Below are 14,206 nucleotides of genomic sequence, written 5' to 3' on the forward strand. Positions count from 1 at the left end.
CTCCTATCATACCATACCCGCTAGCCTAAGCAGAAGAGGAATTTCTCCGCAATTTGGGAATGATGAGCTGCATTTCCTGCCAATCGTCCGCGCCCAGCCGCATCTCCTCCACACTATCCGAATCCACGGAAAGCAGCACACCTTTTACTTCCCAAGGATTGCGGCTGATCCGTACAGGGATAAATTCACAGTCTTGTCCCTTATGGGTCAAACGGACCTTAATCCCCCATTCCAAAGCCTGCTCCATTACTTTTTGGGCAGTCGTAACATGATACTTGCGCCATTGCTTCATCCACATTTGCGGAACAGACTCGAGACCAGTAAGTATCGCCTCCTCTGCGGCATGCGGATTGAAAGGTACTCTTGGCAGTTCCGGGGCGCTTACAAGCAGACCGCGTTCTGTACCATCGACGGAAAAGACAGCTGCAGAAGACAGGTTCTCCCTACTCCCGCTGACTAACGGCCAATCCTTCCCGGGCTTTTCTTCCTGTCCTGCTATCCTCTTGGCTGGAGCCATTCCTGCTGCTCCCAATTCCTTTCGTACTAGCTCGATATCTTCCGCACGGACGATAAAATGCAATGGCCCTAAGCGGGACAGAATTCCAGCCACACGGGGATGGGCAGCGATATCATTTCCGTCTGCCTCGGAACGGCAAGACAGCAGGATTACCTCTGAGAGCTCTGTTCTGCCGATTCCTTTGCCCCACTGCACCAAAGACTGCTCCACCTGGTCCGGCAGTCCGCCCTTTGCATGCTTTGCCAGCCAGCTAATCACATTTTGCGGTGACAGCCCCTGCTCTGCTGCAGATTCCAGCTTGTTCCGGGTCAGCCGGTAGCTCCATAGATCATCACTATGCAGTAGTTCTGCACAAGCTGCGAGCATCCAGCGCTGATTGTAAGGACTCTCTGGAGGAAGCAGCACCTCAAAATCCGGTTGCACAATGAATCCGGGAGACGCGGAAACCGGCCGTTTTCCAGCTTGCTGCACTAAGGCCTCCTGATCCCTTTTTTTCTCAGCTCCGATCTCTTGTGCTGGAATGCCGCTGCTGGGGCTGGAGAACGAAGCAGGCTCGCCCGGATGGATCTCTGGTCTGACCGCTGTCCAGCGGAAACAAGCTGATCCGTCATCCAGACTTCCCAGCTCACACCAGCCGAATCCGGCCAGCGCTCTGAGCCAATTCCGTGCAGAAGCCTCCAGCGTTTCCATGGATTGTCCAAGGGCCAGTCCCATTTCAGACATCCAGACCAGAATATCCCGGATCATAAACCACTGGCCTGAATAATACCCGGATGAGGAAATGATATAGCGGAAATGCTGCTCTGCAGGCCCCAGAAGGCCGTAACGGTTCAATATCACTCCGTACAGCAGATTCGACATCTGTATGCCTGAAAGTTGCAGCCAGTTTTCCAGCATACCTGTGTCCAGAAGATACGCCGAATCTGTGCGGCGGACAAGCCCCAGGCATAGCAGGAGATCGAGCATAACCATGACCGGAAGCGGGAACGGATACAACGCTAGCTGATCCGGCGGGAACAGCCCCTTCAACTGTTCCTCCGGCAGAGTAAGCGTGGCGGCCAGACGACTGATATTTTTTTTATGGATGGCTCCTTTGGCAGTAACCGGAAGCCCTTCACTGGCGATGAACACCAGCGTTCGAAACAATTGTCCAGCGAGCTCCGGTCCGGCCTCCGCTTCAATTACCGCCACCCTTCCTGCTGCCCGGACAGGTGAACCGGGAAACAGCTTCTGTAGAAAAAAAGGGAGGTACTGACCGGAAATTTGATACAGCCGCTCCCCCCATAATTTCTGCCGAAGCTCCAGCACACCCGCCTCCCGCAGCTCCATAAGAGCCAGATGCAGTTCTACCCGGCACAGTGACACTGGAGACAATTGCTCTGCCTGAGCTTCTGTAAACCGTTGCGCGGCGTAGTTTCTGATGATTTGGTGGAGCACCAGTAATGCTTCCCTAGATAACCCCATCATAGGATGATCTCCTCCTGCTGCTCCGTCTGGACAGCATACTCATAGCCCTGCTCGGTCAGAAACAGACGGCGGCGCAAAGCAAAATCCTGTTCCCTGCTGTCTCCCGACACAAGTGTATAAAAGTAGGCCTTGTTCTCACCCGGCTTCGGCCGCAAAATACGCCCCAGGCGCTGGGCCTCCTCCTGCCGGGAACCGTAGGCACCGGATACCTCAATGCCCACCGAAGCATCCGGAAGATTCACGGCAAAGTTCGCTACCTTGGATACAACCAGAAGCCGCAGTCTTCCCTCTCTAAAAGCAGAATACAACTCGCCCCGCTCGCGCTGAGGCGTTTTCCCAGTAATCAACGGCGCTTCCAGGCTTTCCGCCAAGTTCTTAAGCTGGTCCAGGTATTGCCCGATGACCAGCACGGGTTCATTAGGATGTGTGCTAACAATCCTCGCCACAGCCGCAATCTTCGCCGGATTGCCTGCAGCGATCCGGAACTTCTCTCTTTCTCCGGCATACAGATACTTGAGCCTTAACTCATCAGGCATAGGCACAACGACTTCTATGCAGTCTACAGCCGCTATCCATCCCTGCTTCTCCAGCACCTTCCAGGGAATTTCATAGCATTTAGGGCCGATAAGAGAAAATACATCCGTTTCACGCCCATCCTCCCTGACTAATGTTGCGGTCAGTCCAAGCCGCCTGGTGGCCTGGATATCTGCTGTAGCTCTGAACACCGGAGCCGGAAGCAGGTGCACTTCGTCGTAAATAATCAGTCCCCAATTCCGCTGCGTAAACAGATTCATATGAACAAAAGATCCTCCTTTGGATCGCCGGTGCGTCATCATTTGATATGTCGTCACCGTAACCGGCCGGACCTCTCTTTTCACGCCGCTATATTCGCCTACAGATTCTTCATCCAGACCGGTTCTCGTCAGCAGCTCTTCCCGCCACTGCGTCACTGAGGTAGCGCTTGAAGTGAGAATCAGTGTCTCGCATTGGAGACTCTCCAGCACCGCCAGACCCACAATCGTCTTACCTGCACCGCAGGGCAGAACAACAACACCGCTCCCGCCCATTCCCTCGAACCTGCGGACCGCTGCGTCCTGATAGTCACGCAGACCAAAAGCATCCCAAACGGCAGCCGTTCCACTCCCGGCAGATTCCTTCCATGGCACATGTAGTGCCTGACCGTCCCGATATCCTGCATAATCAAGAACCGGGAACCCCATCCTCGTCAGTTCCTGCTTCAGCAGACCCCGTTGTTCTGCCGGACATTGGTATTCCAATGGAGCCGTTCTTACCAGACCGACCTCAACCAAGCTTGCTTGTTCTGCCAATTCGTCTAATAGCCCAGGGGTGTCAGCGCGCAGGATCATCAGCGAAAGATCGGCCGAATCAGCATAGAGTTGCAGTCTTCCGTAACGGGATACCAGAAGTTTGACTTCTTCCTCCAGGCCTGCGGGAATCCCCGAGCGCGATAGCAGGCTCAGACTCTGTATTATTTCTTCCGCAGTCTTGCCTGCAGCCGCCGCATTCCAAAGTGACAAAGGGGTAACCCGGTAAGTGTGATAGGCAGGGAGACTCTTCACAAGCTCGCAATAATCGGCCAAGTCCATTCTTGCCGCCTCAAAACCGGGATGTCCGCATTCCAGCAGCAGGGTCCGGTCCTTACGGACAATGCACGCTCCTATTCCGCTTCCTTTCATCCAAAACCCTCCAATACGAATCTGGCTATGGTCTCCCGGGACTATGTATCTTTTGAAATAAGAAGGTAGCAGGAAAAAGCCCACCCCCGTAAACAACGGACATGAGCTTCCCCTAATGCTTATCTAATGCAGATGCTGCTGCGAAATGTCAGTCAGGGCATCAGCTGCTTCATCAGCGAAAATGTTCTTCACTGCCAAATCGCCCAGCGATACAATCCCGATCAGCTTTTTCCCGTTCACTACCGGTATGCGCCGGATCTGCTTGGAAGCCATCAGATCGGCTGCTTCGTCCACAGAGGTCGATTCAGAAACAGCTGTGATCCCTTTGGTCATTACCGTTTCCACGGAAGTTGAACCAGAATGCTTCTGTGCATAACCACGGATGACCAAGTCCCGGTCCGTAATGATACCAATCAAGGTTTCTCGATCCGTTGAATCAACAACGGGGATTACACCTGTATCAGCATCTCTCATTTTCACGGCAACCTCATAGATATTGTCCTGCAGTGTCACACACACAGGATGCGTTGTCATCACTTCTTTGACTGTCTTCAAGATTGAACCCTCCTATCATGTTGTCCATGTTCTTCGGAAGTAGGGTCCCCTTAAACTGTAAATTTATGCACCATTATTTATTCATTCAGGCAGGAATCAGCCATCGCTACGAGCAGTTTCGCACCATACAACAAGGCATCCTCATCAAAATCGAATTTGCTGTGGTGATGCGGGTACACCGCATCTTTATCCGGGTTGCCCGCTCCAACAAAGATGAAACAGCCGGGAACTTCCTTGACATAATATGCAAAATCCTCTGCCGGCATGATTTTCTCCATCTGAACAACTTTGACCGAATCTCCAAGTGCTGCGGGAGCCACACGGAAAAAACGGCGGAATTCCGCTTCATCATTTACCAGCGGGGGATAACCCATCAAATATTCCATCTTAGCTTCCGCACCATAGGCCGCCGCCACGGAAGCCACGATCTCTTCCATTCTATGGCGGATGAGATAACGGGTCTCCTCATCGAATGCACGCACCGTCCCGGTGAGCCTGCATCTCTCCGAAACGATATTCTGGGCCGAACCTCCCTGAATCGTACCCACACTGACTACAGCAGGCCGTAACGGGTCTACGGACCGGCTCACAATGCTCTGTAGCTGCGTCACAAGAGCAGCTCCGGCCACAATACTATCGACCGTGCGATGTGGAGTACCGGCATGTCCGCCTTTGCCGATGATGTCGATGAAGAATTCATCCGCTGATGCCATCAGCGGCCCGGGTGCGCTGGCTACCGTTCCAAAGGGCAGCGGTGTCCACAGATGCAGACCGTAGACCGCATCCGCCCCCTCCAGTACCCCTTCAGCAATCATTCCCAGCGCTCCGCCGGGGCAAATCTCCTCCGCAGGCTGAAACAGGAAGCGCAGCTCTCCTTGCAGTTCTTCCTTCCGGCTGCTGTAATAGGATGCAGCCGCAAGCAGCATGGACGTATGTCCATCATGACCACAGGCATGCATGACTCCAGGTTTCTGTGAGGCATATTCCCGGCCGTTCTCTTCCGTGATGGCAAGAGCATCCATATCTGCACGCAGAACGACCGTTTTCCCAGGCTTCTGCCCCTTTAATATCCCGGTCAATCCATAACCCGCCTTGCTTCTAATGATCCCAATCCCGAACTCTTCAAGCTTGGCAGCAACAAATGCCGATGTCTCTTTCTCCTGGTAAGACAGCTCCGGATGACGGTGCAAATGCCGGCGCCATTCCACCATATCCGGCAGCAGCTGTTCAAGCACTAACCTCTCCATATCTGATCCATTCCCTTCTCTTGATTCCCGCTTTGGACAGGCTTTCGAACCTTCCGTTCAACTTCCATTCAGCCGTTAAGGCTATATTTCTATTATTGTAGCAGAAACACAAAAAAGAGGGTACTGATAGGCCTGTCATGCCTTGCAGAACACCGGGAAACATACTATCATGAAAAAGTACATCTATAATATTGAACATGAAATTATGATTATACTTCATAAGGGGGATATGTGCGCTATGATATTTGAGAACACGGGCCTCGTTGGATTGAAAAGCGACCTTCTCTATCTGGACGAAAGTGCCGCCAAAGCCGGGTTCATCCGCTGGCAGTGGGAATACTACCGTGCCACTTACGACTGCAAAATCGAAGACAAGCAGAACGGCGGAGAATATTTTTTACGGATCAATACACGTGCTGTCGAGGGCAAGCTGGAAAAGTCGGACGCTGTGCTCGCCATTGAAGCCGTTTACTTGGGCAAAGCCACCTTTCCTCATGGTCTGGAGTATGAATCTCCGGTTCCTACACCTGTTCTGGACGATGCAGCGAAGCATATTCTTGAACTGAAAGCGCTGCTTGAGGCTTGAGAAGTGTAAAGGGAACGACGACAAAAAATGTCAGCCTGCCCAAAAGAGGAACGCCTGATTTCCAGTTGCTTATTCTGACTCTCCTGCTTGTCGGCTTTGGACTCGTGATGGTCTTCAGCTCCAGTTCAAGCCTTACCTTAGCCAGTGAAAAGTTCGGAAATGATCCCTTATTTTTTGTTAAACGCCAGATCATCTGGGTGGTGCTTGGAAGCATCGTCATGTTTATGACCATGAATATCCACTACACTAAATTCAAGAAATGGTATGCACCAATCTTCATGATTACATTAGTTCTGCTATTGTTCGTAGCGTCCACAGAGAAAATCAACGGTGCCAAAAGCTGGTTCAGCATCGGGGGTCTCGGCATCCAGCCCACGGAGCTGGCCAAAATATCCATCATTCTCTATCTGGCTGCCCTGATTACCAAAAAAGGCGAGCGGCTTAGAGATTTGCGCACTGGATATATTCCGGTGATGGTTATTGTCGGGATTGTAGCCGGACTCATTATGATGCAGCCGGATTTAGGTTCATGTCTTATCCTTGTTGCCACCAGCGGGCTTGTCATCTACGCAGGAGGGGCGAGCATGAAGCACATTATGGCTTCCATTGCTCTGCTTGTGCTGGGTGTCGGCATTGTTATGGGAGCGAAAACAGCCATTGATTCCCTGTCACCGTCCTCAGGGACCACGGCAGGCAGCCAGGACTACAAACAGGACCGGATCAGCGCCTTCTTAAACCCTATGGCAGACGCTGAAGACAGCGGCTTCAATATCGTTCAGTCCTTGATTGCTCTTGGGGAGGGTGGAACCCGCGGTTCCGGCTTCGGGCAAAGTATCCAGAAGCTGCATTACCTGCCCTATCCGTATACAGACTTCATCTTTGCCGTTATCGGTGAAGAACTGGGATTTGTGGGGACATCCATTTTTCTGTTAATTTACCTCTACTTCATTTGGCGGGGCATCCTGATTGCGCTCAGATGCACGGATCCTTTCGGAACCCTTGTCGGCATCGGGGTCATGGGTCTGATTGCCATCCAGGCCTTTGTCAACATCGGCGGTGTCACCAACACGATTCCGCTTACCGGGGTAACCCTTCCATTCATCAGCTATGGCGGTTCCTCCTTGCTGGTTACCATGCTCTCCATGGGGATTATGCTTAGTATATCAAGAGAGACCAACCGGCCAGCCAAAGAGGAAGTCACGAAATCGGTTACTACCGTTAGACAGGTACGCGCCCGCTGACGGTACAGATGTGTCGTTTCAGCGAGAAATGAATTTTTATATGATTTCACCAAACAAAAGGCAGCCCAGGATAACCTCCCGGACTGCCTTTTGGTATTCAGGTCAGCAAGCTGCCCTCTTCAGCGGTATACCGCTTACGAAATTTCGTCGTTCTTAAAAGCCACGCCTTCTACCTTAACGTTGACTTCAACGATATGAAGTCCCGTCATGCTCTCCACAGCCTCGCGTACATTCTGTTGAAGCATCCGGCACACCTCGTGAATCGGAGTTTCATACAGAACGATAATGCGTAAGTCCACTGCGGCCTCAAGCTGCCCCACTTCAACGGTTACACCTTTTTGCACGTTCTTGCCGCTGAGACGCTTGGCCCAGCCCTCGGACAAGCCACCAGACATGGCCGCAATTCCCGGGGTCTCCAAAGCAGCCAGTCCGGCAATCTTCGAGACGACGTCATTTGATATCCGTATGTTACCCATTTCCAGTTGAAGTTGTTCCGCCATGCCATAACCCCCCTACACTCATTATCAATTATTGTAATTCGAAAACAGGCTAAAAAGCAAATGACTTTCTCGCATTTCCGTTTACACACAGGAACAATTTGGGTATATTGATTATGAATTCAACCTACATATTGAGACTGGAGTGTGCCTTACTTGAAAAAATGGATATCTCCCGCGCTGTTAGCCGTTACCTTTCTCCTCAGCGCCATCGGACATTATGCGGACTGGGACCACACGCTGCAGTTCATACTCTCTGCCATTTCGGTCGTTTTTGTAGCCGGATTTCTGGGAAGGGCTACCGAAAGTGTAGCTCACTATGCCGGACAGCGGCTGGGGGGCTTTCTAAATGCCACCTTCGGCAACGCGGCAGAGCTGATAATCGCCTTTTTCCTGGTGAAGGAAGGGCTGTTCGATATGGTCAAAGCCAGCCTCACCGGCTCCATCATCGGTAATCTTCTGCTGGTACTGGGCCTTAGTATCTTCGCCGGAGGCATGAAATTCAAAGTTCAGAACTTCAATGTCACGCTGGCTGGGCTAAATGGCTCTCTGATGATTGTGGCGGTCATTGCCCTCTTTGTACCCGCCATGTTCTTCAATACCCATTCCATCACGGAAAAAGATACGGATATACTCAGTCTCGTGGTCGCCGGACTGCTGATCGCCGCCTACATGGCCTGGCTGGTCTTCTCCATGATTACGCACAAAAAATATCTGGCAGACGTTACCGAAGACAATGATGAAGAACTGCCGAATGAGCATAAGCCAGCCTGGTCCATGAAGAGATCGATTATTTATCTGGTGCTGGCAACAGTAATGGTTGCTTTCGTCAGTGAATGGCTGGTGGGTACACTGGAAACTCTGACCGAACGTTTCGGCTTCAGCGAGCTCTTTGTCGGCGCCTTCCTTGTTGCCATCATTGGTAATGCCGCGGAGCACAGCGCTGCAATCATGCTGGCCATGAAGAACAAGATTGGTGCAGCGGTAGAAATAGCTGTCGGCAGCAGTCTGCAGATCGCTCTATTCGTCGCCCCGGTCCTGATCTTTGCCAGCTATTTCATGGGCAACACGATGGACATTGTCTTCACCACGATAGAGATTGTCGCGATCGCCGTCTCGGTCTTCATCGCCAAATCCATCATTCAGGATGGGGCGACCAACTGGTATGAGGGATTACTCCTGCTTGCCGTATACATGATTCTCGGCGTTTCTTTTTATCTCGTCTAAGACAAAAAAGCACATGGCGGACATAGGTCCTCATGTGCTTTTTTATAAATATAAGGATTATTTGTTGAACACCATACATTATCCTGCTTAAGATTACAGCATCTCGCGCTCTTCAGCTTTCTTATTCAGCGCATCGTACAGTACAGCCAGATTACGCTCCAGCTCGCTCAGTATCAGCTTACCCGAAATTTCCGGCACCAGGCCTGCTCTGACTGCAAAATCCACCTCTCTGGAGAAACCGTACATCTGGGTATCCAGCACTTCCTCATAGAGAGGACAGTAGCGTGTCGCCAGATTCTCCATCTGCACTTCAATGAGCTTCTGAATTTTATCTGCATCTTCTTGTAGAAGAGTGACTGCTCTTAGATTAAGCTGTTCCTGTAAATCCGATGAAGTCATGCATTATCCCCCCCATGTCCAAAAGTTACAGCTGCAATTGCTATTTAGTTTAATATTAGTCGAAATCGGAACCCAATACAAGAATGCAGTTTATAATCAAGCAGAAATGCACCATATTTTAGTTATATGTTTATAGAAAAAACGCCCTGCACAGGCAGGACGTCCTACGGGAATAATTGAATTATTCCGCTACCACTGTAAATTTCAATCCATGTTTGGCAAACACTTCGCTCATTGCCTTCTTTGCTTCTTCGGCATCTGCGCCATGAACATGCAGCTCGTAGCTTTGGCTGGATACAAGAGTTGTAAACAAACCAAGAATACTCTTAACATCAATGTACTTGTTCTCTGCTTGAAGAACGATAGATGAGTTGAACTGGCTTGCCGTTTGGGCAATATCCACGATTGCCGCATTGTTACTGGACATAGGAATCCCTCCGCAACTTGATTATGAAACTTAAGTCTTTTGTAACCAATTCCATGATACATTGAATCCGCTTACTCGTGCAAGGAATTTTCCTGAAAATAGAATGTAAGCCGCTAAATTCGCTTATGAACCCATTTTATTTCAGGTTTTCGGGGTTCAGACCTTTCAGTTCAGGAAGAACAAAAATCCCATCCTTGCGGATTAGCACATCGTCAAAATAGATTTCGCCGCCACCGTATTCTGGACGCTGGATGAGAACCAGGTCCCAGTGAATCGAGGACCGGTTCCCGTTATCCGTTACATCATAGGCTTGGCCCGGGGTGAAATGCAGACTGCCGGCGATTTTCTCATCAAACAAAATGTCTTTCATAGGGTGCAGGATATATGGATTGAAGCCGATCGCAAATTCGCCAATATGGCGGGCACCATCGTCAGAATCCAGAATCTCGTTCAACCGCGCGGTATCATTGCTTGTAGCTTCAACAATTTTCCCGTTTTCGAATTTGAATTTGACATTTTCGAAAGTCACTCCGTTATACAGTGTGGCAGCGTTATAGCTGATTGTTCCATTCACGGAGTCACGGACTGGAGCGCTATAAACCTCACCGTCTGGAATGTTTTTCTGTCCGGAGCATTTCTCTGCACCAATCCCCTGAATGGAGAAAGTAAGCTCTGTACCTGGTCCGGCAATGCGGACCTTATCCGTTCTTCGCATGAGGTCAGCAAGCGCGTCCTGAGCCTTATCCATTTTGGCATAATCCAGATTGCAGACCTCAAAGTAGAAGTCCTCAAAGGCTTCCGTGGTGGTATTGGCTAATTGGGCCATACTAGCATTGGGATACCGAAGAACAACCCATTTTGTGTGCTTGACGCGTTGTTCGCTATGTACCGGATGAGAATACAGGGAATTATACAATTTCATATTTTCTTCAGGCACGTCCGAGAGGTCATTAACGTTCTCCCCGGCACGTATTCCGATATAGCAATCCATTTGTTTCATCCGGTTCAGATCGATTTCCGCCCAGGCTTCAAGCCCTTCACGTGTCGCATATTTAAGCATGCTTCGCAGGACTGTACGGTCGGTAAGCTGCACAAATGCACGGCCTCCGGCTTTACCCACTTCCTCCACCACAGCTTTGATCAAATCTCTCTCGCTGCCGATCATTTCGACTAGCACGTTTTCGCCCGGCTGCACGTTTACAGAGTAGCTTACAAGGTTTTCCGCAAGCTTTTGAATCCTTGGATCCTTCATTCTTTTCTCTCTTCCTTCCTCATGCTAAATAGTAGACATACCGTTTCATTGTAGCACGCCTGTACTGGAGCGCAAGGCATGGGGGACACCGAAATTCAGCGGTAGCCATAAAAATTGACCTGTGTTAGATAAATTTCTTCTACGGTACTGCCACTTACGGTTTGGACTCCAGGACGGCTTACTTTTCGGCTACTGGTCAGGCTCTTTGGAAGGTTGCGTTTCTTATCCACCTTAAGATAGTACACCGTCTTGACGGATACCTGCTTAAGCTTCTGCTGAAGTTCATTGTTCTTCTGCTCCCATACCAGCTGCAAAGACTCCAATCCCTTGTCCGCTGTCTTAAGGTTTATCGTGGACCCTTCTGGGCGGATGGCATCCATCTGATGCTGGAGCTCTGCAGCTAGCTGTCTCTTCGATTCCGCTTCACTGAGCTCGATGCGCAACACCCTTGTTCCTCTTGCTGTACCGGCTTCTTCGGTAACCTTTTTTTCCAGATTCTCCAGTTCGTCGAGCTGACGGATCGGATTAAGCGCAGGCAGCGGATTATCTCCCTGGGCAGAACCCTTCTCCGACAGCAGGGTCCATTCGCCATTATTCTTCTCGAGCTTGGAATAGTAGGCTGGAGTTCCTGCCGGGCTTGATTTCAGCGTTACCTTTTCTCCCCTGGCCGCCGTGCGAGGTGTCCCCCTATCCGGCAAAACAGTGTAAAGACTTACCTTGTTATGTTCTGCAACAGATCCTCCATAGTATAGCGAAGCTTCCGGAGCAGGCTTGCCGTTAAGCAGCAGGGAAGAAGCCCCTTCGAAGGATACCCCGTCGCTCCCGTCCATCCCGGCTAGCGCCAGATTCAGATTCTCAGCCGCAGGTTTGTTATTTAGGGGTCCACAGCTCGTGCATAGTATCGCGGAGCCCAGCAGAAGAGTGCTCAGGACCTTTTTCTTAACATTTGTTTTTCTCATAGTATTCAAGCCCTTCAGGTTAAGAGTGTTAATATTTCTTTAGAGTCTCCTACGCACTGAGGCTTATACGCCCAAGCCAAACACAAAAAAGAATCCTCAGGCTTACACCCAAGGATTCTTCGCACCGACTTCAGCTTTTTTATTATCAATTACGACCAAGTTTCTGCCGTTATTCTTCGCTTCATATAGCGCCATGTCTGCCCGATAGAAAAGCGATTCCACGCTGACCTTCTCGTCGGTCCAGCTCCACTCTGCAATCCCGCAGGAGACGGTAACACGCGGCTTGGTCTCACCCATTACCCGATTGCGGATGCGTTCCGCTACAAATACAGCCTGCTGAACGCCAAGCTGGGGCAAATAGACTGCAAGCTCCTCGCCGCCCCATCTCGCGGCAATATCTCCCTGACGGATAGATGACTTGACGATTTCGCTTACCTGCTTCAGAATTTTATCGCCCTGCTGGTGTCCGTATGTGTCATTGACCATCTTGAACTGATCGATATCGACAACAATTAAGGAACCGCAAAAATCTGTAACCTGCTTGTCCTTAATTACTTCGTCCAGATAATGCCTCGCATACAATCCGGTCAGAGTATCACGGTTTGCCAAACGCCGAACCTCGGCATGCAGACGTGCATTGCCTACTGCAAGTCCGATATGACCAGCCATCGCCTGAAGCAGCCTGTAGCTGTCATAAGAGAAGAAATGCGGATCACGGTGGGTAAGCATAATTGCGCCGCGAACCTCTCCGCCGACACTAAGTGGAGTAGCGATGATAGAATTAGACCCGGTAGCATCCATCAGACGCGAATAGGTACCCGCCGAATTCTGATAATCGGATAGAATAAGCGCCTCGCCCGTGGCATACACCTTGCCTCCAAGACCTGCACTCTTCTCAATAATTTCGCCCAGCAGAGGATGATAGTTGCAGGCGATCGCCTCCAGCCCGCCCTTTTCTTCATTCATATGCAAAATACAGCAATAATCTGCATCAAACATATCAAGCAGCTCTTCAAAGGCATATTGAAAGATCTCCCCGAGCCGCAGGCTTTGGTTCAGACGCTGAGTGAGTTCATTGCTCATGCGCAGTTCTCGAATCAGCTGGTTGGAACGTTCATACAGTTTGGCATTTTCAAAAGCAGTCCCTGCAGTATCAGCTACCATGGTTAGAAAGCGCAAATCGACCTCCGGAAAAGAGGGCTTGTCCATCACCATATGAAATACGCCATATACCCCTTGCTTCCCGCCGAGCGGAAGGCCAATCTCAACAGAATGGCAATCATCTCGTCCGGCATACAAGGCAACTCGCCCATCCTTGAATGCCTTGGCGCACACATCATCATTGGCCCAGCACAGCGGGAGCGGTTTGACCTGAGGATGAGTGCTCCGGTGGTCCTGTGACATGAAGAGTTCCAGTCTGGCTCCCGGGTACATGGCCGAAATACTGTCAATAACCTCATTAAGCACAGCGTTCACATCTATATTGTCATGCATCCGCTGCACAATTTGGAAGAGCAGTGAACGCCTGTTGCTCTCACGCTCCGCATGAAGATGCACACCAGCCAAGTCAGACACGAACACATGCTCAAATCTGCGGTAAAAGCATGTCTCATAATGTGCCGCCATGGCTTCCGCAGTATGCAATCCGCCTTGTTCATATTGATCTTGCGGCATGGCGCAGCCGAGCAGAGCAAATATTTCCCGTTTACCACGCGAGAATATCGGCAGAACTAAAAAGGACATTTGATGTCCATCAGCCTCTTGATGTGCCGTATATAGCTCTTTTGATTCGAGGGCAAAAGCTGCCGCAGCCTCCCATTGAACCTTCCAGCTTTGCTCCGAATGGCCTATAAAATTTGTATTATCAATATATTTCCCTTCAAAATTAAGCACACCCCAGTTCCAGGACTTCGCGAATGCCGGTCCAGCCAGACTTCGCCATTCCCTGAAGCTTTCCACAATCAAACTGGCAGCATAAGGGAAGTCATAGGATACAATATCCATTTCCCTGAGCCATGCGGCGGGATCTTGATTCTCTCCGCTTGATTGCATGGTGTCCTGTAACAGCACACGATTATCCTTGCATTCGTATGCTTCCCGCTCTGACATAAAGAGGATCCCCTTTGCATCTCAAA

General features: G+C 50.5%; 13 protein-coding genes. 3 read left to right on the forward strand and 10 right to left on the reverse strand.

The window, feature by feature from the left end; genetic code table 11:
- Positions 1 to 25: 25 nt before the first annotated feature.
- The 4 genes from A3844_RS02660 to A3844_RS02675 all read right to left on the reverse strand — a co-directional run bounded on the left by A3844_RS02660 (position 26) and on the right by A3844_RS02675 (position 5,483).
- Positions 26 to 1,984 carry a helicase-associated domain-containing protein gene (locus tag A3844_RS02660; protein ID WP_074106516.1) on the reverse strand — a complete coding sequence of 653 codons (1,959 nt, stop codon included), beginning with the start codon at positions 1,982 to 1,984 and terminating at the stop codon, positions 26 to 28.
- A complete protein-coding gene (locus A3844_RS02665; RefSeq protein ID WP_074106517.1) occupies positions 1,981 to 3,681 on the reverse strand; it encodes a DNA repair helicase XPB in 1,701 nt (566 codons plus the stop codon). The genes A3844_RS02660 and A3844_RS02665 overlap by 4 nt, the downstream gene beginning before the upstream one ends.
- Positions 3,682 to 3,804: 123 nt before the next feature.
- Positions 3,805 to 4,236, reverse strand: coding sequence for a CBS domain-containing protein (locus tag A3844_RS02670; RefSeq protein WP_083606649.1), 432 nt, complete (start codon positions 4,234 to 4,236; stop codon positions 3,805 to 3,807).
- Between the two features lie 77 nt (positions 4,237 to 4,313).
- Positions 4,314 to 5,483, reverse strand: coding sequence for a M20 family metallopeptidase (locus A3844_RS02675; protein ID WP_074106518.1), 1,170 nt, complete (start codon positions 5,481 to 5,483; stop codon positions 4,314 to 4,316).
- A gap of 238 nt (positions 5,484 to 5,721) precedes the next feature.
- On the opposite strand from A3844_RS02675, the gene A3844_RS02680 reads away from it, so the two are divergent.
- On the forward strand, positions 5,722 to 6,069 hold the full coding sequence (locus A3844_RS02680) for a YugN family protein (RefSeq protein WP_074088685.1): 348 nt from the start codon (positions 5,722 to 5,724) through the stop codon (positions 6,067 to 6,069).
- Positions 6,066 to 7,310: a putative lipid II flippase FtsW gene (gene ftsW / locus A3844_RS02685; RefSeq protein ID WP_074088573.1), complete on the forward strand. Its 1,245-nt coding sequence runs from the start codon at positions 6,066 to 6,068 to the stop codon at positions 7,308 to 7,310. Before A3844_RS02680 ends, ftsW begins: the two co-directional genes overlap by 4 nt.
- 134 nt (positions 7,311 to 7,444) lie before the next feature.
- Here ftsW and A3844_RS02690 read toward each other — a convergent pair whose 3' ends face one another.
- The gene (locus A3844_RS02690) at positions 7,445 to 7,810 is read right to left on the reverse strand and encodes an Asp23/Gls24 family envelope stress response protein (protein ID WP_019911482.1); all 366 of its coding nucleotides are present in this window, start codon (positions 7,808 to 7,810) and stop codon (positions 7,445 to 7,447) included.
- 153 nt (positions 7,811 to 7,963) lie between these two features.
- Between A3844_RS02690 and cax the strand changes: the two genes are divergently transcribed.
- Complete coding sequence (cax, locus tag A3844_RS02695; protein WP_074088572.1) at positions 7,964 to 9,034, forward strand: calcium/proton exchanger; 1,071 nt, start codon at positions 7,964 to 7,966, stop codon at positions 9,032 to 9,034.
- A 93-nt stretch (positions 9,035 to 9,127) separates the two neighbouring features.
- On the opposite strand, the gene A3844_RS02700 is transcribed toward cax, so the two are convergent.
- The 5 genes from A3844_RS02700 to A3844_RS02720 all read right to left on the reverse strand — a co-directional run bounded on the left by A3844_RS02700 (position 9,128) and on the right by A3844_RS02720 (position 14,180).
- Positions 9,128 to 9,433 (reverse strand): Fpa/YlaN family protein, encoded by a 306-nt coding sequence (locus tag A3844_RS02700; protein WP_074088571.1) that lies wholly within the window; start codon positions 9,431 to 9,433, stop codon positions 9,128 to 9,130.
- A gap of 181 nt (positions 9,434 to 9,614) precedes the next feature.
- Positions 9,615 to 9,860, reverse strand: a complete 246-nt coding sequence (locus A3844_RS02705; RefSeq protein ID WP_074088570.1) for an HPr family phosphocarrier protein — start codon at positions 9,858 to 9,860, stop codon at positions 9,615 to 9,617.
- Positions 9,861 to 9,996: 136 nt separating this feature from the next.
- Complete coding sequence (locus A3844_RS02710; protein ID WP_074088569.1) at positions 9,997 to 11,112, reverse strand: aminopeptidase; 1,116 nt, start codon at positions 11,110 to 11,112, stop codon at positions 9,997 to 9,999.
- A 95-nt stretch (positions 11,113 to 11,207) separates the two neighbouring features.
- On the reverse strand, positions 11,208 to 12,071 hold the full coding sequence (locus tag A3844_RS02715) for a hypothetical protein (RefSeq protein ID WP_074106519.1): 864 nt from the start codon (positions 12,069 to 12,071) through the stop codon (positions 11,208 to 11,210).
- A gap of 102 nt (positions 12,072 to 12,173) precedes the next feature.
- Complete coding sequence (locus A3844_RS02720) at positions 12,174 to 14,180, reverse strand: sensor domain-containing diguanylate cyclase (RefSeq protein ID WP_074106520.1); 2,007 nt, start codon at positions 14,178 to 14,180, stop codon at positions 12,174 to 12,176.
- Between the last annotated feature and the right edge of the window lie 26 nt (positions 14,181 to 14,206).

Source organism: Paenibacillus helianthi (genome assembly GCF_001909055.1).
Taxonomy (GTDB): Bacteria; Bacillota; Bacilli; order Paenibacillales; family Paenibacillaceae; genus Paenibacillus_AQ; species Paenibacillus_AQ helianthi.